The organism is Kitasatospora sp. NPDC127121, from assembly GCF_042677305.1.
Taxonomy (GTDB): domain Bacteria; phylum Actinomycetota; class Actinomycetes; order Streptomycetales; family Streptomycetaceae; genus Kitasatospora.
The window spans coordinates 1-17,248 of record NZ_JBHXTQ010000126.1 but is presented as its reverse complement, the minus strand read 5'-3'; the positions used below and the strand labels follow the sequence as shown (position 1 = coordinate 17,248).

Genomic DNA, 17,248 nt, shown 5'->3' with positions numbered 1-17,248 from the left:
CCCCCCACCCCCCACCTCTTTGCCTCCGCCGCCGCTTCGGCAGTTGCCGAAGCGGCGACCGCGCTTCGAATTAAGCCGTCCCAACCCACCTCCTTCGTGGAAGGAGAAGGGTTCGAAGTGCTTCTGCCCCTGCCATCGGCAGGGGCAGAAGCGACAACGGAATAATGCGGGGTTGTGAAAGTCGACTCGGTCGACTTCCTGCTCCGAAGGAGGGGTGGGGAGTAGCCTCTGGCCCGGTCTTGAGAGCTCGATGACCGGCATCAGAACCCGGTGTTACGGCTTTTGCTGTTTGCCTTGCGCGATCCAGACGGCGATCTCGACACCATGCTTGACCTTAGGGCTGTCCCCTATAAGAACTCCTAACGAAATGATCTTCGATGGGTCGGTTCCAGTCACTGGGGTGCTATCGGGCAGCATGGGGCGATGAACTCGGATGAGCCGGTGCCTCGGGAGTTGAAGGTCCTCGATACGACCTCGCTGGTCAGGCTGGAGGAGCGGGCATGCCAGCTCGGCCTCAACCAGCGGTTGGACCCGGTATGGGTGCAGGCGAATGCGGCGTCCAATGGAACCCACTATCTGTGGCCAGCCCTGTGGAACAGCCTGCCGCACCGCCCCGGCATCCCGCGTCAGATTCGGTGCGAACTGCTCATCACGCTTCATGCGGGAGACCGCGTGATGAGCCTGCTGGATATCCTGCCTGGTGACTTCACACCTCTGTCGAGAGTGACCTCACGGGCCGAGGGTATGCAGGTCAGCCAGCTCCTGGACAGCTCCCCGAGCGTCAGGGAATGGCTACTGAGCAGGGGAGTCCCGGACCGGCCGTGAGAGACGGCGCCAACAGATGAGTGCGCATCCCAGGCTCAGGAAGGCTTCGTGGATGTCATCGCGGATCTCCCAGCGGATGCGCAGGCGGCGGAACCAGTGCAGGTGGGCGAAGGCGCGTTCCACGACCCAGCGTTGAGTGCCGAGTCCGGAGCCGTGCTCGGTGCCTCGGCGGGCGATGAGCGGCTTCACGCCGAGGTTCCGGACCAGACGGCGGTGCTTGTCGTGGTCGTAGCCGCAGTCACCGAGCACGACGTCGGGGCGGCGCCGGGGCCGGCCGCGCTTGCCGCGAACGGACGGCACCGCCTGAAGCAGTGGAATGAGCTGGGTGACGTCATTGCGGTTGCCGCCGGTCAGGGTGACGGCGAGCGGGATACCGGTGGCGTCGGTGATCAGGTGGTGCTTGCTGCCCGTTCTGCCCCGGTCGACAGGACTTCGTCCCGTCTTGGATCCCCCTTTAACGCCCGGATGTGAGAGCCGTCCACAGCCGCCCAGGAGAAGTCCAGGGCGTTCGCGCTGCGGAGCTTGGCCAAGAGGACCTCGTGGAGCCGGGGCCAGACGCCGGCCTCCGTCCACTCGGCCAGGCGGCGCCAGCAGGTCATGCCCGACCCGAAGCCGAGTTCCTGCGGGAGATGTTCCCAGCTGATCCCGGTGTGCAGGACGAACAGGATGCCCTGGAACACCAGTCGGTCCGGATGCCGCTTCCGTCCTGGATGCCGCACCCGACGTTCAACCTTGGGCAGCAGCGGCTCGATCACCGCCCACAACTCGTCGTCAACATGCCGCGGCTTCGGCCGAGCCACCCCACACCCCCGAATCGTCACTCCAGGAGCGATCCAACCATCTCGAAGATCATTTCGTTAGGAGTTCTAAGCGGGTGAGCCGGGGCGAGGACGACGGTACGGTGCCTGGATGGAGCCCTCGAACCCCGTATGTCCAGCTCACGGACCTGGCATCGATCCCGCGTCACTGATCGGTCGTCGGCTGGTGCGGCTTGTGGCGTCCTGGCACGTATATGAGGGACGAGAATCTGACACCCCTGTCGATCTGTGGCTCATCGATGACCAGGGGGTGTCCACCCACATCATGAGCGGAACGGACTGGTGCCTTGTGGTTGAGGCGTCCGAGCCGTACAAGGGCTACGACATGGGCGGCTGGGGCCGGATCGACGTGCGACCCGTTGACGAGGAGACTCCGCTGGCGAGCCGCATTGGGGAAGTCGTGCTCGGAGTCCGAGAGGACTGGGAGCCGCTGACGGGGCGGATGGGCCTTGAGATGGACTTCGCATCAGGAAGCGTCCGTTGTGAGAGCTGGTCCGGTGACCTCCGCACTCGAGCCATATGCTCGATGCCGTGATCTCACTATGGCTGGTGTGATCACGGCGTCGAAGCTGTCCTGGATAGCCCCGTTCACCGGGCTGAGCCCGCAGGACCTCCGCAAGCTGATGACGGTGCTACGCCGCGAGGGCGCCGAAGCGGTGCGTCCGGGTCGGCCATGGAGTCTTCCCTTGGAGGACCGGGTCCTGCTGGTCGCGGCCTACTGGCGTACGAACCTGACGCCGCGACAGCTGGCGCCACTGTTCGGCGTTTCCAGGTCCGCGGCCGACCGCATCATCGGCCACGTCGGCCCCCTGCTCGCATTCAAGCCCCGGCAACGGTTCCGCAAGGGCACGGTCCCGATCGTTGACGGCACCCTGGTGCCCACCCGTGACCATGCCGTCGCGGAGAAGTCCAAGAACTACCGGTACTCCACCAACCACCAGGTCGTCGCGGTCGGCAAGCCCCTCCCGGGCAACCGCAACGACTGGAAGGCCTAGGCGGAATCCGGTGCCAAAGCCGCCGTCGGCAAGACAACCACCATCGCCGACGGCGGCTACTCCGGAACCGGGCTGGTCATCCCACACCGTCGGCTCAAGGGCGGCGAACTCGCCGAGTGGCAGACCGAACACAACCGCGACCACAAGAAAGCATGAGCGCGAGACGGGCACGTCTTCGCCCGCATGAAAACCTGGAAGATCCTCCGCGACTGCCGTCTCAGGGGCGATGGCGTTCACCACGCCATGCTCGGCATCGCCCGCCTCCACAACCTCCTTCAGGCAGCGTGAGAGGGCTCGACCACCCATCCGCAGAGGCCGATCCATGACATCCAAAGGTCAATTACGGGACAGCCCTTTGGCGGTCTCGCTCAACCTGAGCGAGGCCGCCAACCACAACTCTCCGTGCGGCGACGATGGGTGGTGGGCAAGGACGGGCAACTAAGGGAGGTGCGAGCCCCGCCACCTCAAGGCCGTTGACGCGGCGAGCCCCCTTCTGGGACCGGGCCCCCCGTCGCGGGCAGAACCATCGCGTCGTAGACGGGGCTGTCGTCGGCGTGCTTGATCCGCCCGATGATCTCGTAGCCCCACCGCCGGTAGGCGCCGTGTGCAGGCTCGTTGTCCGGGATGCAGGTGAGTGCCGTCCAGCGCTGTCGCCGTTCGGCGATCCACTCGTCGTGCAGGCGCCGACCGATGCCCTGGTTTCCATAGTCAGGTCGGACCATCAGTTCGCGCAGCCAGGCCACGCCTTCGGCTTTGGCGGCGGTGACCATCGCCTCCGGGCGCTGGTCACCGAGGGACGTCCACCACGTGCGTTCGGCCGGCAGGGTGACGCCGTGGACCAAGCCGACGACGGTCTCGCCGCTGTGCACGGTCAGGCACTCGAAGCCGTTCAGCTCGGTGGCGCCGAGCAGTCGGTCACGGAAGGCGTCGACGGAGAAGAAAGGGTCTCCGATGTACGGCGGGACGTTGTAGACGTGGGTGTAGAGGTCAACCATGTCGTCCAGCGCCCGTACGGTGGCGTCGGGGGTGTGGCGGTTGAGGCGGAGTTCGGCGATGGGCATGGGAGGAGCTTCCTTGCTGGTCAGGCGGCCGACTGGGTAATGCGCTCGATCGTGTGCCGGGCATGGGGGTTGTCGTTGAAGCGGTGCAGCCCGTTGGCGATGCCGAGCAGCACCTGCTTGTTCCGGCGGGAGGTCATGCCACTGCCGATCATCCGGACGGACCGTTCGGCAGCGTCGATCGATTGGTCCAGGTTGCCGGCTGACAAAGCCGCTCCGGACAGGCGGACCAGGCACATTCCGCGGTTGCGGTCGTGCGCGGCGTCCTGCAACTCCGCCGACCGGCTGAGGAGGTGGATGGCCTTCTCGTGTTCGCCGAGGTCGCTGCGGCACATCCCTTCCAGACAGACCAACTCTGCTTCGTTCAGGAACCGAGCCCAGTCCGGATCGTCCTCGCTGGCGCCCCGCTCAAACCCGCGCCACGCACGGAGGATCGCTTCGTTGGTACTGGCCGCGTCGCCCAGAGCGGCGTGCCCCTGAGCCTCACGAATGGCCAGGAGCGAGTGGACGCGGGGCGGTACCCAGGGGCCGAGTCGGGTCGCAGCGATCTGTGCGTAGCGGACGGCATCACGGCCCTTGCCGAGGTCGACGGCCTGCCTCGCCATGACGGACAGCGTGCGGATGGCCAGCGGCGAGTTGTTGAACAGCAATGCGGTGTTGAGGGCCTGGGACCAGTAGACAGATGCGTCTTGGGTTCGTCCGGCGTCGTAGCAGTACCAGCCGATGGAGGTGGTCAGTGAGCCCTGCATCGCCTGGAGTTCGTCGCCGACCCCCGTGGAGAACGTCCCCCGGTCCAGGAGCCTGTGGATGTAGTGCAGGGTGTGTCTGGCGGAGCGCCAAAGGCTGTCGCCGCCGAAGCGCTGATCCCATGCGTCGAGGTGTTGAAGGACCGCGCGTAGGTCCTCGACCTCGTCCTCACCGATCCGGAGAGGCTCGGTCGGCCGAACGCCGACGACCGGTGAGAGCCAGGGCAATCCGCCAAGGGCGGCAGCCACTCCGGCTGCCAGTGCGTCACGTCGGTTCACAGGCGGGATGATGACTCCTCCCAAGACGCCTGCGCCACCCGGCGAAAGATCTACCGGCGACACGAAGCCCAGTTTGTCGTACGAGACCTGGAACACCTCGCATAGCGACCGGAGGACCTCCGGTGCGCGGGGGACGTCCGGGCCGGGTGTTGTCTCCCAGCGTCGCCACTGCCGTTCGCTCACCCCCACCGCTTCAGCGGCGGCAGCCTGAGTGAGGTTCAGTCGCTTTCGGGCCTCGTACAGCAGCTGGTTCCGGCTTTTGGGGGTCCGCCTGCTCACGGCAGCGCCTTATGCAGCATCACGTACCAAACATAGAGAGGGATTCAGTCCTTCGGTCGGATTCCGTCCGGATTCACCGTTGTGGACGCGGAATGTCCGGTGAATGTCCGGTCGATGTCTGGCTCCATGTCCTTCCCGGCCTTCACTGGCGCTGGTGGAATGAGCGTCCACTACGGAGCGGATTCGACTCGTCACGGAGTGGCGTATCCGCCTCGCAGTAGTCCTGTCCCGCCCCTGCACTGGAGCCACCCCCGGAGGGAATGTCATGCCCACCTCTGAGTTTGAGCTGTCGGCCGAATCCGTCAGCGCCAGCACGGCCCGACGCACCACACGGAGGATCCTTCGCGGGTTTGGCCTGGTTCTCGGCCAGGACCTGGAGGACACTGTCCTGCTTCTCGTCTCCGAGCTGGCGACCAACGCCATCAGGCATGCGACGGGTACGACGTTCATGGTCTCGTTGCAGATCGACAAGGAGCTGCTGCGAGTAGCCGTGATCGACCGGGCAAGCCGATCTCCGCAGCTTCGGACAGCTGTGGAGACCGACCAGCACGGACGAGGCCTGGAACTCGTGAAGGCGCTCTCCACTCGCTTCGGCTGGAATCGCCTGGGTGACGGCAACGAGGTCTGGTTCGAGCTGGAATTCAACGAGCCCACCCAACCCGCCGCCCCAGCGCCGGCCCTCGCGGGCGAGCGGGGCGGCTTGCAGATCGCGATGCTGGGCTCGGGCGCCGTCGTAGTCGGAGGGGCGCACACGCTCGCGGCGTCCAGTTCGCCCCTCGGCGTCTCCGGGACGGAAGGCCAGGACGCTCGTGGGGCCCTTGTGAAGGCTGGCAGGGCAGGGGCACTTCGCGGAATCGCTGCCCCGGATCGATGCTTCTTCTCGCCGTTCTCGCCCATCTCGTCCCTCCACCCACTCCCGTACCCGAGGACTGCGCCGTGAGCGTCGGACCGCGCACCAGAACGCTACTCAAGACCACAACCCCGGCCCGCAGACTGGACATTGCGGCGTCCTTCGAGGCACTGACGCAGGCGGGCGTGGCCACCGGTGGCGACGTCGCGAAGGCCGAGCTGGTCAGCGACAGCCCGAACCATCTGTGGTCGCTGCCGACTTCACGCGCGCTCGCCATCGTCCACCCCGACCTGGACGAGGCCGGGGCGCTCATCAAGGGCGCGCAGTTCCTGCGACAGCATCAAGTCCCCGTCACCTCCCCCCGGTGCACCGACGTCCGCGCGTCTGCCGAGGGCCGGGCCGTGACCTTCTGGGAGGACCCCGGGAAGCCGAGCGCCGACACGTCCCTGTCCGCATGGGTGACCGCCCTCACGCACCGGACCGACCCCAGGGCGGCCCCGTGGCTCAGGGAGCACGATCCGTTCGCCGGGCTGTTGGACGGCCTGGGCGACGCTCCGCTGAACGAGGCCTCCCACAGCTTCCTGCGCGACCACGCTGCCCAACTGCGCGAGGAGTGGGACTACCTCGACTGGCCGACACCGGACACCGTCATCCTCGGCGCCCTCGGGATGGCCCCCTGCCACGACGACGGAGTCCACGTCGGGCTCCTGCTGCGCTGCCCGCTGACGCGCGGCCATCGCGAGTGGGACCTGGTCGCCGCCCGCTGGCGCTCCGAACTGCTCATCGGCCCGCGCGAAGACCACCGGACCTACGCCGACACCTACCTCTCGTACGACCGGGAGGGCCAGCCCCTGGACCACCCCTACATCGGCGCCTGGTCCGGCTACCAGGTCGTACGCGACATCGTCGTCCTCACCACGGTGATGGACACGGTGCGCCGCGCCCACCTCGACGCCAACCTCCGCCAGGAGGCGGCCCACCGGATCACCTGCCTGCGCGGTGCCCACCCGGCCCCGTGGAACTGGGGACTGCGATGACAAGCCCGAACAGGGATATGGAGTTCACATGGACGTGACCCGAGGATTCTTCATCACCCTCGACGGTCTGAGCGCAAGCGGGAAGACCACCGTCGCCCCGCTGGTCGCCGCTTTGGTCAACGGGGTTCACCTCACCGACGGCACATTGCCGACGTTCCCCCGCATGCGCGTGGAGGTGGACGCCGCCGGAATCCTGCCGGCGCGGTTCCACTGGTGGATGATGGCGAACCACATCAAGTCCGAGACCGCCCGGGCGCTCACCGAGAGCGGTCGGACGGTGGTGGTCGAGTCCTACTTCCCGCGCACCATCGCCACACACAGGGCGATGGGTCACGGCTGTGTGCCGGAGTACCCGGAGGGGGCTCTCGTCCCGAACGTGCCGATTTTGTTGGAGGTGGACGAACGCGTCCGCCAGGAGCGGCTTCGTCGGCGGGCCGAGCTGGGAACGCTGAGTTCCTGGCACCGGCGGGAGGAGCCGAACGTGGCCGAAAGCTCCCGCGTGTACCGGGCGTTCGGGCTGCTGCGGGTCGACGGCACCGACCGCACGCCTGATGAGGTGGCTCGCAGCATCGCCGACACCGTGCGCTCATCTGCCCGTATCGCGCTGAGGAAGGCAATTCCCCATGACCGCAACTGAGTTCGAAGCGAAGATCCTCAACGTCGATCCGGAGAAGATCCGCGTGCTCCTGACCGAGGCCGGGGCTGAGCACGTGGTCGACCGCTTCCAGCGCCGCTACGTCTACGACATCCCCGGTCGGCCGGGCGCGTGGGTCCGGCTGCGTGACACCGGCACCGACGTCACGTTGTGCGTCAAGGAGATCCACTCCGATGCGATCGACGGCGTGACCGAAACGGAGACGACCGTCGGCGGCTTCGACGCCACGAACACGCTCCTCGGCAAGCTCGGCTACCAACCGAAGGCGTACCAGGAGAACCGCCGGTCCTCCTGGACGCTCGGCGGCGCGGCCGTCGAGATCGACCACTGGCCGCTGATCCCCCCGTACCTGGAGATCGAGGGCGACAGCGCCGAACACGTCCATGCGACCGCCCTCGCTCTCAAGCTTCCTCTGGAGAAGCTCACGAGCGAGAACACGACCAAGGTCTACCGCCGGTACGGGATCGACATCGACGCGATTCCCCGGCTCACGTTCGAATGACAGGAGACGAGCCTTGTCAGTTACCCAACGCCCGGCAGTCCGGGTCGTCCGGGACCGGACCATCCGCATCAAGGTGATCGACGACTGCGGGTTGGCCTGCACGTTCTGCCACAACGAGGGAACGCCGGTCACCGTCGACAATCAGGGCCGCGCCGAACTGCCCTTCGGCGCGGGCCCGGGCAGGACCGGGCGCGTGTCGATCTACAGCGAGACGAACGGTGTCGGTTTCCTCGCCGCCAGGATGGCCCCGGACATGTCCTTCCGGCGGGCGGTGCGAACTGTGGCGAGGGCGTTCGACGCCGACGAGGTTCACCTCACGGGAGGGGAGCCCACCCTCCACACGGAGGTGCCCGCGCTGGTCGCGGCGCTGTCCGGCATGGGGTTGAGCGTCGGGATGACCAGCAATGGGGAACGCGGCCGGCAGGTCATGCCGGAGTGTTCGGCGGCCGGCCTCAACCGGGTCAACGTCTCGGTCTTCGGTACCACCGCCGAAGAGCTCCAGGCCGTTCAGTCCGAGCGTTTCAGGTCTGCGGGCCTGGCCGAGGCGAAGATCCGGGCAGCGGAACAGACCGTCCGGTCCGCCGTCTCCAACGGTGTGAAGGTCTCGGTGAACATCGTCGTTCCCGGAATGGCCCACGTGGACCGGGTCGTCAACCTGGTCGAGTCGTACGGCCAGTTCGCGGATGTGCGGATGCTCACCAGCATCCAGGACGGGGCGGATTCGACCGCGGCGATCTCCGAAGCGCTGGCCCGGGTCGGCGCGGAACCGGTGCTTCGGACGTTCACCGCCGGCACCTCCGACGAGCGCACCCTGTACCGGGCGCTCGGCGGCCGGGCGGTCTACGTGAAGCGGCTGCTGCCCGTAAGGCTCCCGGACACCTGCGCGTCGTGCCGGTTCAACAACGACACGGACTGCGAGGAGGGCTACTACGGCATCCGCCTGTACCTCACCGAACAGGGGGAGTACATGCTCGGCGTCTGCATCCAGCGCATGGACCTCTGCGTCCCCGTGGCCGATCTGTCGAAGAGCGGGATCGTGGAAGAGGTGCAGGCCTTCAAGGACGCCGAAGTCCGGCGGCTGACGAGCGAGTACGGTGCCGCCGCCTGAGTCTCTGGCTGTCGGTCGGGTATCCAGGGCCCGCACGTTCGACTCGAACGTGCGGGCCCTCTCGCGTGCGGCCTCAGCGGGTGGCGAGGGATTCCAGGAGGCGTTCGAGGGAGGTGCCGAGGCCCCAGCGGGTGGCGAGGTCTTCGAGGGTCATCGGGTCGAGCGGCTCGTGGGGGAGGGCCGGGTCGAAGGTGGGGAGGGGGGCGTCGGGGGCGACGCGGACGACGGTGGGGGCGACGTCGAGGTAGGCGGCGCCTTCGACGAGGTTGCGGCGGCGGGCGGGGGTGAGCTTGGAGGAGAGGTCGAGGGCGGCGGCGCGGATGGTGGTGAGGTCGCCGTACTCGTTGATGAGCTGGGCGGCGGTCTTCTCGCCGATGCCCTTGACGCCGGGCAGGCCGTCGCTCGGGTCCCCGCGCAGGGCGGCCATGTCGGCGTACTGGGCGCCGCGCACGCCGTACTTCTCCAGGAGCAGCGCGTCGTCGGTGATCTGCAGGTTGCCCATGCCCTTGACCGGGTAGAGCACGGTGATCTCGCGGGCGTCGTCGACCAGTTGGAACAGGTCGCGGTCGCCGGTGACGATCTGTACGGGCCCTTCGGCGCGGGCGGTGAGGGTGCCGATCACGTCGTCGGCCTCGTAGCCGGGGGAGCCGACGCGGGCGATGCCGAGCGCGTCCAGGACCTGTTCGATCACCGGGACCTGCGGGGCGAGCGTGTCCGGCACCTCCTCCTCGCCGTCCTGGGCCGCCTCGGCGACCCGGTGGGTCTTGTACGAGGGGAGGAGGTCGACCCGCCACTGCGGGCGCCAGTCGGCGTCCATGCAGGCGACGAGCTGGTCGGGGCGGTGGTCGTGGACCAGCCGGGCGATGAAGTCCAGCAGGCCGCGGACGGCGTTGACCGGTTCGCCCTGGGGGGAGCGCAGGGTGTCCGGCACGCCGTAGTAGGCCCGGAAGTACAGGCTGGCGGAGTCGAGGAGCATCAGTCGCGGTGCGGTCACGTGTCAGATCATGCCGCACCGCGACGACAGGAGGGCGGCTTCAGTGCTCGTGCGGGCCGGCGCGGTGGACCGGGCCGTGCGCGTCGGCGCAGTGTTCGGCGGGCTGTTCGCCGGGGGCGGCGATCTGGAGCAGGGCGCCGGCCGCGTCCTCGCCGACGTGGTCGACCTGGAGCGTGCTGTGGGTGATGCCGTACTCGTCGGCCAGTCCGCGCTGGAGCTCGCGCCGGACGGCGTGGCAGTCGCCGCCGGGGGTGACGAGGATGTGTGCGGACAGGGCGGGCTGGTTGGAGGTGATCTCCCAGATGTGCAGGTCGTGGATCTCCTCGACCAGCGGCTGGGCGACCATCCGGTCGGCCACCGCGTCCGGGTCGATGCCGGCCGGGGCGGCCTCCAGGAAGATCCGCCCGGAGTCGCGGACCAGGCCGATGCCGGCCTTGAGCATCAGCGCGACCACGACCAGCGAGGCGATCGCGTCGGCCCGGACGAAGCCGGTGGTCAGCATGACGGCGCCGGCGACGGTGGTGGCGATGAACGCGTACAGGTCGGTGAGCACGTGCTGGAAGGCGCCCTCGACGTTGAGCGAGCTGCGGTTGGCCTTCGACATGCACCAGGCGGCGGCCAGGTTGACGACGATCCCGATCAGTGCGGTGACCAGCACCAGTGAGCCGGCGACCTCCGGCGGTTCGAACAGCCGGGTGACGGCCTCGTAGCCCAGCCAGGCGGACAGCACCAGCAGGGTGACGCCGTTGGCCTGGGCGGACAGGATCTCGGCGCGCTTGAGGCCGTACGTGTAGCCGCCGCGGGCCGGGCGGGCGGCGAGGCGCATCGCGACCAGCGCGAGGACGATCGAGGCGGCGTCGGTGAGCATGTGCGCCGCGTCGGAGATCAGGGCCAGGGACTTCGCGGCGAAGCCGACGACGACCTCGCCGGCCATGAAGACGACGATGAGCGTGAGGGCGCTGAGCAGCCAGCGGCGGTCGGCGTCGGCGGCGACACCGTGCGAGTGGCCGCCGTGGCCGCCGAGTCCGCCGTGCCGGTGTCCGCCGTGGTCGTGCGCGTGCTTGTGGTCATGCGCATGATCAGTGTGGGAATGCTCGTGCCCGGCCATCGAAGTCCTCTCTGGACGCACGGGTGGGGAGGGGAGGGGCGCGATCGCCCTGCACCCGAAGTGAACCGCAGAACGGACAAAGATCCAAAGGCTGTACTGGTGACCGTTGTCGTTGCCGTTGAGCGGTCCGTTCCGCCCGGGCGGGCGGGCCCCGGCTACCCGATCAGCGCGGTGTCCAACTGCGCCGCGGTGGCCGCCCGGACCAGGGCCCGCATCACCCGCAGGTCCTCCCCCTGCTCCGGGTGCCACTGCACGCCCAGGGTGAACCCCGGGCCCTCGACCGCCTCGACCGTCCCGTCCGGCGCGTGGGCCGAGACCCGCAGGCCGGCCCCGACCCGGTCGACGGCCTGGTGGTGGAAGGTCGGCACCTCCACCTCGCTCTCCGGGAGCAGCCCGCCGAGCAGCGTCCCCGGCACCGGCCGCACCAGGTGTGTCCCGTAGCCGCCGTCCGCGCCGCCGTGGACGTCGACCGGGACGACGTCCGGCAGGTGCTGGACGAGCGTCCCGCCGCAGACGACGTTGAGCACCTGCATGCCCCGGCAGATCCCCAGCAGCGGCATCCCGGCCGCCAGGGCCGCCCGCAGCAGGGCCGACTCCCACCGGTCCCGTTCGGGGGAGTCGACCTCGGTGCGCGGGTGGGCGGGCTGGCCGTAGTAGGCGGGGTCGATGTCGGGCCCGCCCGCGATGACGAGGGCGTCGAGCCGGGCGAGCACCTCGGGTGCGCGGTCGGGGGAGTCGGGCGGGAGCAGCACCGCGATCCCGCCGGACTCCTGGACGTATGCGGTGTACCGCTCGGGCACCAGGGCCACCCGGCGGCCCTGCCAGTTGCTCCAACTCGCGTCGACCAGGTAGGTGCTGACGCCGATGAAAGGCCTGCGATCCATGGCGGGCATTCTCCCCCCGCACCGCCTGATCCCCCGTCAACCACGCATGTCGGCGCGCCACACGTGTCCGCCCTCTTCCGCGCCGTCCGCCGCAGGCCGTACGGTTCGCTGTGACCGCTTGAACTCGAAGAGTGATCGTGGAGGGTTCCGTCATGCCCGAGAACGCCGCCGCGGGCGTGCCGCCCCGGGCGCCGCTGACCCTGGACGAACTGCGCACGCTGGTGGACACCGGCGAGGTCCACACCGTGGCGCTGGCGTTCACGGACATGCAGGGGCGCCTGCAGGGCAAGCGCTTCGCTGCCCGCTTCTTCCTGGACGAGGTGGTCGAGCACGGCGCCGAGGCCTGCGACTACCTGCTCGCCGTGGACGTCGACCTGAACACCGTCGACGGCTACGCCTTCTCCTCCTGGGCCACCGGCTACGGCGACTTCGCGATGCGCCCCGACCTCGGCACCCTGCGGCTGACCCCCTGGCAGCCGGGCACCGCGCAGGTGACCGCGGACCTGGCCCGGCACGGCGGCCACCCGGTGGACGCGGCCCCCCGCCAGCTGTTGCGCCGCCAGATCGCGCGCCTGGCGGAGTACGGGCTGGCGGCCGACATCGGGACCGAGCTGGAGTTCCTGGTGTTCCGGGACACCTACGAGCAGGCCTGGCTGGGCGGTTACCGCGGCCTGACGCCGGCGAACCTGTACAACGTGGACTACTCGATGCTGGGCACCGCCCGGGTCGAGCCGCTGCTGTCCCGGATCCGCAACGAGATGGCGGGCGCCGGGCTGGTGGTGGAGTCGGCCAAGGGCGAGTGCAACCTCGGCCAGCACGAGATCGCCTTCCGCTACGCGGACGCGCTGACCACCTGCGACCAGCACAGCGTCTACAAGACGGGCGCGAAGGAGATCGCCGCGCAGCAGGGGTGCGCGCTGACCTTCATGGCCAAGTACAACGAGCGCGAGGGCAACAGCTGCCACATCCACCTGTCGCTGCGCGACGCGGTGGGCGCGCCGGCCTTCGCCGACCGGGACGGCCGGATGACCGACACCATGCGGCACTTCCTGGCCGGCCAGCTGACGGCGCTGCGCGAGTTCAGCCTGCTGTACGCGCCGAACATCAACTCCTACAAGCGCTACCGCCAGGGCTCGTTCGCCCCGACGGCGGTGGCCTGGGGCCGGGACAACCGGACCTGCGCCTACCGGGTGGTCGGCCACGGCCAGGGCCTGCGGATGGAGAACCGGGTGCCGGGCGGGGACGTCAACCCGTACCTGGCGGTGGCCGGGATGATCGCGGCCGGCCTGCACGGGCTGCAGCGGAAACTGGAGCTGCCGGCGCCGTGCCTGGGCAACGCCTACGCCGTCGAGGAGTACGCCCGGGTGCCCGGTTCGCTGCGCGAGGCCGCGGAGTTGTGGGGCGACAGCGAGCTGGCCCGGGTGGCCTTCGGCGACGACGTGGTCGAGCACTACCTGAACATGGCCCGGGTGGAGCAGTGCGCCTTCGACGGCACCGTCACCGACTGGGAGCGCTACCGATCCTTCGAACGGATGTGAGGCCGATGACCGACCCCACCGACCCCACCGTCAGCACCGTCCGCAATCCCGCCACCGGCGAGGTGCTCGCCACCGTCCCGGACACCACCGCGGGGCAGGTGGACGCGGCGGTCCAGCGCGCGTCGAAGGCCCAGCCGGCCTGGGCGGCGCTGGCACCGGGCGAACGGGCCCGGCTGCTGCGCCGGTTCGCCGACCAGGTCGAGGTGCACGTGCCGGAACTGGCCGCACTGGAGGTGCGCGAGGCCGGCCACACCGTGGGCAACGCCCGCTGGGAGGCCGGCAACGTCCGGGACCTGCTGGAGTACGCGGCCGGGGGAGTGGAACGCCTGACCGGCCGCCAGATCCCGGTGGCCGGAGGCCTGGACGTGACCTTCCACGAGCCGGTCGGCGTGGTCGGGGTGATCGCGCCGTGGAACTTCCCGATGCCGATCGCCGCCTGGGGCTTCGCGCCGGCCCTGGCGGCGGGCAACGCCGTCCTGCTCAAGCCCGCCGAGGCGACCCCGCTCACCGCGCTGCGGCTGGCCGAACTCGCCCTGGCGGCAGGGCTGCCGGAGGGCCTGTTCCAGGTGCTGCCGGGCCCGGGTGCGACGACCGGCCGGGCCCTGGTGGACCACCCGGCGGTCCGCAAGATCGTCTTCACCGGCTCGACCGTGGTCGGCAAGGAGGTGGCCGCCCGCTGCGCGGCCCGGGCCAAGCGGGTCACCCTGGAGCTGGGCGGCAAGAGCCCCAGCATCGTCTTCGCCGACGCCGACCTGGCCCGCGCCGCGGACCCGATGTCCTTCGCCGACAACAGCGGCCAGGACTGCTGCGCCCGCAGCCGGATCCTGGTCCAACGCGAGGCGTACGACGACTTCCTGGCGCTGCTGCTGCCCGCCGTCGAGGCGCTGCGCACCGGCGACCCGGCGGACCCGGAGACCCGGCTGGGCCCGCTGATCTCGGCCGCCCAGGTGCGCCGGGTCGCCTCCTACGTCACCCCGGACCTGCCGGTGCTGGCCCGCGGCGCGGTGCCGGACGGGCCCGGCTACTGGTACCCGCCGACGGTGATCGCGCCGGCCGACCCGGAGGTGCCGGCCGTCACCGAGGAGATCTTCGGCCCGGTCGCCGCCGTCCTGCCGTTCACCGACGAGGCGGACGCGCTGCGGCTGGCCAACGCCACCCGCTACGGCCTGTCCGGCTCGATCTGGACCAGGGACCTCGGCCGGGCGCTGCGGCTGGCCCGCGGCGTCGCGGCGGGCAACCTGTCGGTCAACTCGCACTCCTCGGTGCGGTACTGGACGCCGTTCGGCGGCTACGGCGAGTCCGGGGTCGGCCGGGAGCTGGGGCCGGACGCGCTGCGCCACTTCACCGAGACCAAGAACGTCTTCATCCACAGCGAGGAGTAGCAGCCGATGACGGAGAACGACGCTCCGGTGTGCCGCCGCCTGGTCGGCCGCACCGCCGTGATCACCGGCGCCGGCAGCGGGATCGGCCTGGCGGCCGCCCGCCGGCTCGCCTCGGAGGGCGCGAAGGTGGTCTGCGCGGACCTGGACGAGCAGTCCGGGCGGGCGGCCGCCAAGGAGGTCGGCGGCCTGTTCGTGCACACCGACGTCACCGACCCGTACATGGTCGAGGCGCTGTTCGACGAGGCGTACGAGACGTACGGGAGCGTGGACGTCGCGTTCAACAACGCGGGCATCTCGCCGCCGGAGGACGACTCGATCCTGACCACCGGCCTGGACGCCTGGCGCAAGGTCCAGGAGGTCAACCTGACCTCGGTGTACCTGTGCTGCAAGGCCGCGCTGCCGTACATGCGGCGGCACGGGCGGGGCTCGATCATCAACACGGCCAGCTTCGTGGCCCGGATGGGCGCGGCCACCTCGCAGATCTCGTACACCGCCTCCAAGGGCGGGGTGCTGGCGATGTCCCGGGAACTGGGCGTGCAGTTCGCCCGGGAGGGGATCCGGGTGAACGCGCTGTCACCGGGGCCGGTGGACACCCCGCTGCTGCGGGAGCTGTTCGCCACGGACCCGGAGCGGGCGGCCCGCCGGCTGGTGCACATCCCGCTGGGCCGGTTCGCCCGGGCCGAGGAGATCGCCGCCGCGGTGGCCTTCCTGGCGAGCGACGACTCGTCCTTCATCACGGCGAGCGAGTTCCTGGTGGACGGCGGCATCTCGGGCGCCTACGTGACCCCGCTGTAGCCCTGGGCGTGCCCGACGGTCCTGAGCGTGCCCGTCGCGCCCCTTCTCACCGTAATCTCATCGAAAACCACCGGAATTCGAGGCCGCGCTGATTTCGCGCTTATCCGCGTGCCTTTAGATTCTCTGTTGTGAGCGAGCAGATTCCCGCCGGGTGGTACCCGGACCCGAAGGACACCGGCGGCGACCCGAGGCCGCAGCGCTGGTGGGACGGCAGGGGTTGGACGGCCAGCACCCGGCCCGCACCCTCGGACGCCCCGGAGCCGGTGCCCCCGGCGACCGGGGCTCCGGGGCCGGGGCCGGCCGACGAGCCCACGGTGCTGCAGGGGGAGGTGCTGGACAGCGGGCCGACCGTCCGCTACCCGGAGCCGCCGCCCTTCGGCACCGCCTACGGCTCCGAGGCACCGCCGCCGCGCAAGCCCCGGCGCCGGCCGTCCCCGATGATGATCGCCGCCACCGTCGCGGCGCTGCTCGGCCTGGGCACCGGCTCCGGGATCACCTTCCTGGCGATGGACGGCCAGAGCGACAACCGCCCGCAGCGCAGTGCCCGGCAGGCCGTGCCGAACGGCGAGAACGGCCCCTGGAACGGCTTCCCGGGCCTCGGCGGCAGCGGGAACGGCAACAACGGGAACGGCGGCAGCGGGAACGGCAACAACGGCAACAACGGCAACGGCGGCAACAACAACGGCGGTAGCGGCGACGGCAGCAACGGGACCGGTGGCAACGGCGGGCCCGGTGGAAACGGCGGGAGCGGCGGGAACGGGAACGGCGGCAGCGGCAAGGCCAGGCCCGGCGCCGGCAACGCGATCGACCTGGTGAACGGGCTCACCCTGCCCGTCCCCTCCGGCTGGCAGGGCGGCTACACCAACGACGGCTACGCCTCGGTCGTCGTCGGCTCGTACCAGTGTCCGGACAGCAACGACTCGTGCAGCCTCGGCGGGGTGACCACCGGCCGGATCGACGGCGGCGGCACCGACGCCCAGGCGGCCGCCAAGGCCGACATCGACAAGGCGGCCAAGGACTCGTACGGCGCCATCACCGGGCACCAGGAGCTGAAGTCCCAGGCGGTCAAGGTCAACGGCCAGGACGGCTACCTGGTCCGCTGGAAGGTCGACGCGCCCAAGGGCAACAACGGCTACGTGCAGACGGTGGTCTTCCCGTCCACCGACGGCAAGTCGCTGATCTCCGTGCACTTCGGCTTCGACATCGCCGACAAGGCGCCGGACGTCGGCCTGATGGACACCATCGTCAACGGCATCGCCGACTTCAAGGGCAAGCTGCCGTCCATCCCGGGCGGCGGGCTCCCCGGCGGCGCCACCGGTGGCACCGGCGGCACCAGCACCTGAGCCACCCGCTCCTCACACGGCGGCGGCCCACCCGGAGAGCACTCTCCGGGTG

At 69.8% G+C, this 17,248-nt stretch carries 17 protein-coding genes and 1 pseudogene; 12 read left to right on the top strand and 6 right to left on the bottom strand.

Going from position 1 to position 17,248, the window contains the following annotated elements; genetic code table 11:
• The first annotated feature begins 423 nt into the window (after positions 1 to 423).
• Entirely contained in the window at positions 424 to 825 is a 402-nt protein-coding gene (locus ACFVHI_RS35730) for a hypothetical protein (protein ID WP_063346880.1), read from the top strand.
• On the opposite strand, the gene ACFVHI_RS35725 is transcribed toward ACFVHI_RS35730, so the two are convergent.
• Positions 793 to 1,625, bottom strand: a protein-coding gene (locus ACFVHI_RS35725; RefSeq protein WP_380346148.1) for an IS5 family transposase whose coding sequence is annotated in 2 segments (ribosomal slippage) — positions 793 to 1,283 and positions 1,283 to 1,625 — 834 coding nt in all. Because the reading frame shifts where the segments join, the coding sequence is not laid out codon by codon here. The genes ACFVHI_RS35730 and ACFVHI_RS35725 overlap by 33 nt on opposite strands.
• 268 nt (positions 1,626 to 1,893) lie before the next feature.
• Here ACFVHI_RS35725 and ACFVHI_RS35720 point away from each other — a divergent pair.
• The gene (locus tag ACFVHI_RS35720; RefSeq protein ID WP_380346146.1) at positions 1,894 to 2,178 is read left to right on the top strand and encodes a hypothetical protein; all 285 of its coding nucleotides are present in this window, start codon (positions 1,894 to 1,896) and stop codon (positions 2,176 to 2,178) included.
• A gap of 7 nt (positions 2,179 to 2,185) precedes the next feature.
• Positions 2,186 to 2,926 (top strand): annotated as a pseudogene (locus tag ACFVHI_RS35715) (transposase family protein).
• Positions 2,927 to 3,102: 176 nt separating this feature from the next.
• On the opposite strand, the gene ACFVHI_RS35710 reads toward ACFVHI_RS35715, so the two are convergent.
• Complete coding sequence (locus ACFVHI_RS35710) at positions 3,103 to 3,699, bottom strand: GNAT family N-acetyltransferase (RefSeq protein WP_380346144.1); 597 nt, start codon at positions 3,697 to 3,699, stop codon at positions 3,103 to 3,105.
• A 20-nt stretch (positions 3,700 to 3,719) separates the two neighbouring features.
• On the bottom strand, positions 3,720 to 5,000 hold the full coding sequence (locus tag ACFVHI_RS35705; protein WP_380346142.1) for a helix-turn-helix domain-containing protein: 1,281 nt from the start codon (positions 4,998 to 5,000) through the stop codon (positions 3,720 to 3,722).
• Between the two features lie 265 nt (positions 5,001 to 5,265).
• On the opposite strand from ACFVHI_RS35705, the gene ACFVHI_RS35700 reads away from it, so the two are divergent.
• From ACFVHI_RS35700 to ACFVHI_RS35680, 5 genes are read left to right on the top strand one after another with little or no spacing between them, the layout of a single operon-like run.
• A complete protein-coding gene (locus tag ACFVHI_RS35700) occupies positions 5,266 to 5,940 on the top strand; it encodes an ATP-binding protein (RefSeq protein ID WP_063346874.1) in 675 nt (224 codons plus the stop codon).
• On the top strand, positions 5,937 to 6,887 hold the full coding sequence (locus ACFVHI_RS35695) for a hypothetical protein (RefSeq protein WP_159398378.1): 951 nt from the start codon (positions 5,937 to 5,939) through the stop codon (positions 6,885 to 6,887). Before ACFVHI_RS35700 ends, ACFVHI_RS35695 begins: the two co-directional genes overlap by 4 nt.
• 28 nt (positions 6,888 to 6,915) lie before the next feature.
• Positions 6,916 to 7,524, top strand: a complete 609-nt coding sequence (locus ACFVHI_RS35690; RefSeq protein ID WP_380346140.1) for a hypothetical protein — start codon at positions 6,916 to 6,918, stop codon at positions 7,522 to 7,524.
• Entirely contained in the window at positions 7,511 to 8,044 is a 534-nt protein-coding gene (locus tag ACFVHI_RS35685) for a class IV adenylate cyclase (RefSeq protein ID WP_063346871.1), read from the top strand. Before ACFVHI_RS35690 ends, ACFVHI_RS35685 begins: the two co-directional genes overlap by 14 nt.
• 13 nt (positions 8,045 to 8,057) lie before the next feature.
• Positions 8,058 to 9,152 (top strand): radical SAM protein, encoded by a 1,095-nt coding sequence (locus tag ACFVHI_RS35680; RefSeq protein ID WP_063346870.1) that lies wholly within the window; start codon positions 8,058 to 8,060, stop codon positions 9,150 to 9,152.
• A gap of 73 nt (positions 9,153 to 9,225) precedes the next feature.
• On the opposite strand, the gene ACFVHI_RS35675 is transcribed toward ACFVHI_RS35680, so the two are convergent.
• The 3 genes from ACFVHI_RS35675 to ACFVHI_RS35665 all read right to left on the bottom strand — a co-directional run bounded on the left by ACFVHI_RS35675 (position 9,226) and on the right by ACFVHI_RS35665 (position 12,138).
• Positions 9,226 to 10,128: a 5'-3' exonuclease H3TH domain-containing protein gene (locus tag ACFVHI_RS35675; protein WP_380346150.1), complete on the bottom strand. Its 903-nt coding sequence runs from the start codon at positions 10,126 to 10,128 to the stop codon at positions 9,226 to 9,228.
• 58 nt (positions 10,129 to 10,186) lie between these two features.
• The gene (locus ACFVHI_RS35670; protein ID WP_380346138.1) at positions 10,187 to 11,254 is read right to left on the bottom strand and encodes a cation diffusion facilitator family transporter; all 1,068 of its coding nucleotides are present in this window, start codon (positions 11,252 to 11,254) and stop codon (positions 10,187 to 10,189) included.
• A 155-nt stretch (positions 11,255 to 11,409) separates the two neighbouring features.
• Complete coding sequence (locus ACFVHI_RS35665) at positions 11,410 to 12,138, bottom strand: gamma-glutamyl-gamma-aminobutyrate hydrolase family protein (RefSeq protein WP_063346868.1); 729 nt, start codon at positions 12,136 to 12,138, stop codon at positions 11,410 to 11,412.
• Positions 12,139 to 12,290: 152 nt separating this feature from the next.
• On the opposite strand from ACFVHI_RS35665, the gene ACFVHI_RS35660 reads away from it, so the two are divergent.
• The 4 genes from ACFVHI_RS35660 (at position 12,291) to ACFVHI_RS35645 (ending at position 17,196) form a co-directional block, all read left to right on the top strand.
• Positions 12,291 to 13,676, top strand: coding sequence for a glutamine synthetase family protein (locus ACFVHI_RS35660; RefSeq protein WP_363378760.1), 1,386 nt, complete (start codon positions 12,291 to 12,293; stop codon positions 13,674 to 13,676).
• 5 nt (positions 13,677 to 13,681) lie between these two features.
• Positions 13,682 to 15,058 carry an aldehyde dehydrogenase family protein gene (locus tag ACFVHI_RS35655; protein WP_380346135.1) on the top strand — a complete coding sequence of 459 codons (1,377 nt, stop codon included), beginning with the start codon at positions 13,682 to 13,684 and terminating at the stop codon, positions 15,056 to 15,058.
• Between the two features lie 6 nt (positions 15,059 to 15,064).
• Positions 15,065 to 15,853, top strand: a complete 789-nt coding sequence (locus tag ACFVHI_RS35650; RefSeq protein ID WP_063346866.1) for a 3-oxoacyl-ACP reductase — start codon at positions 15,065 to 15,067, stop codon at positions 15,851 to 15,853.
• Between the two features lie 128 nt (positions 15,854 to 15,981).
• A complete protein-coding gene (locus ACFVHI_RS35645; protein WP_380346133.1) occupies positions 15,982 to 17,196 on the top strand; it encodes a DUF2510 domain-containing protein in 1,215 nt (404 codons plus the stop codon).
• The last annotated feature ends 52 nt before the right edge of the window (positions 17,197 to 17,248 follow it).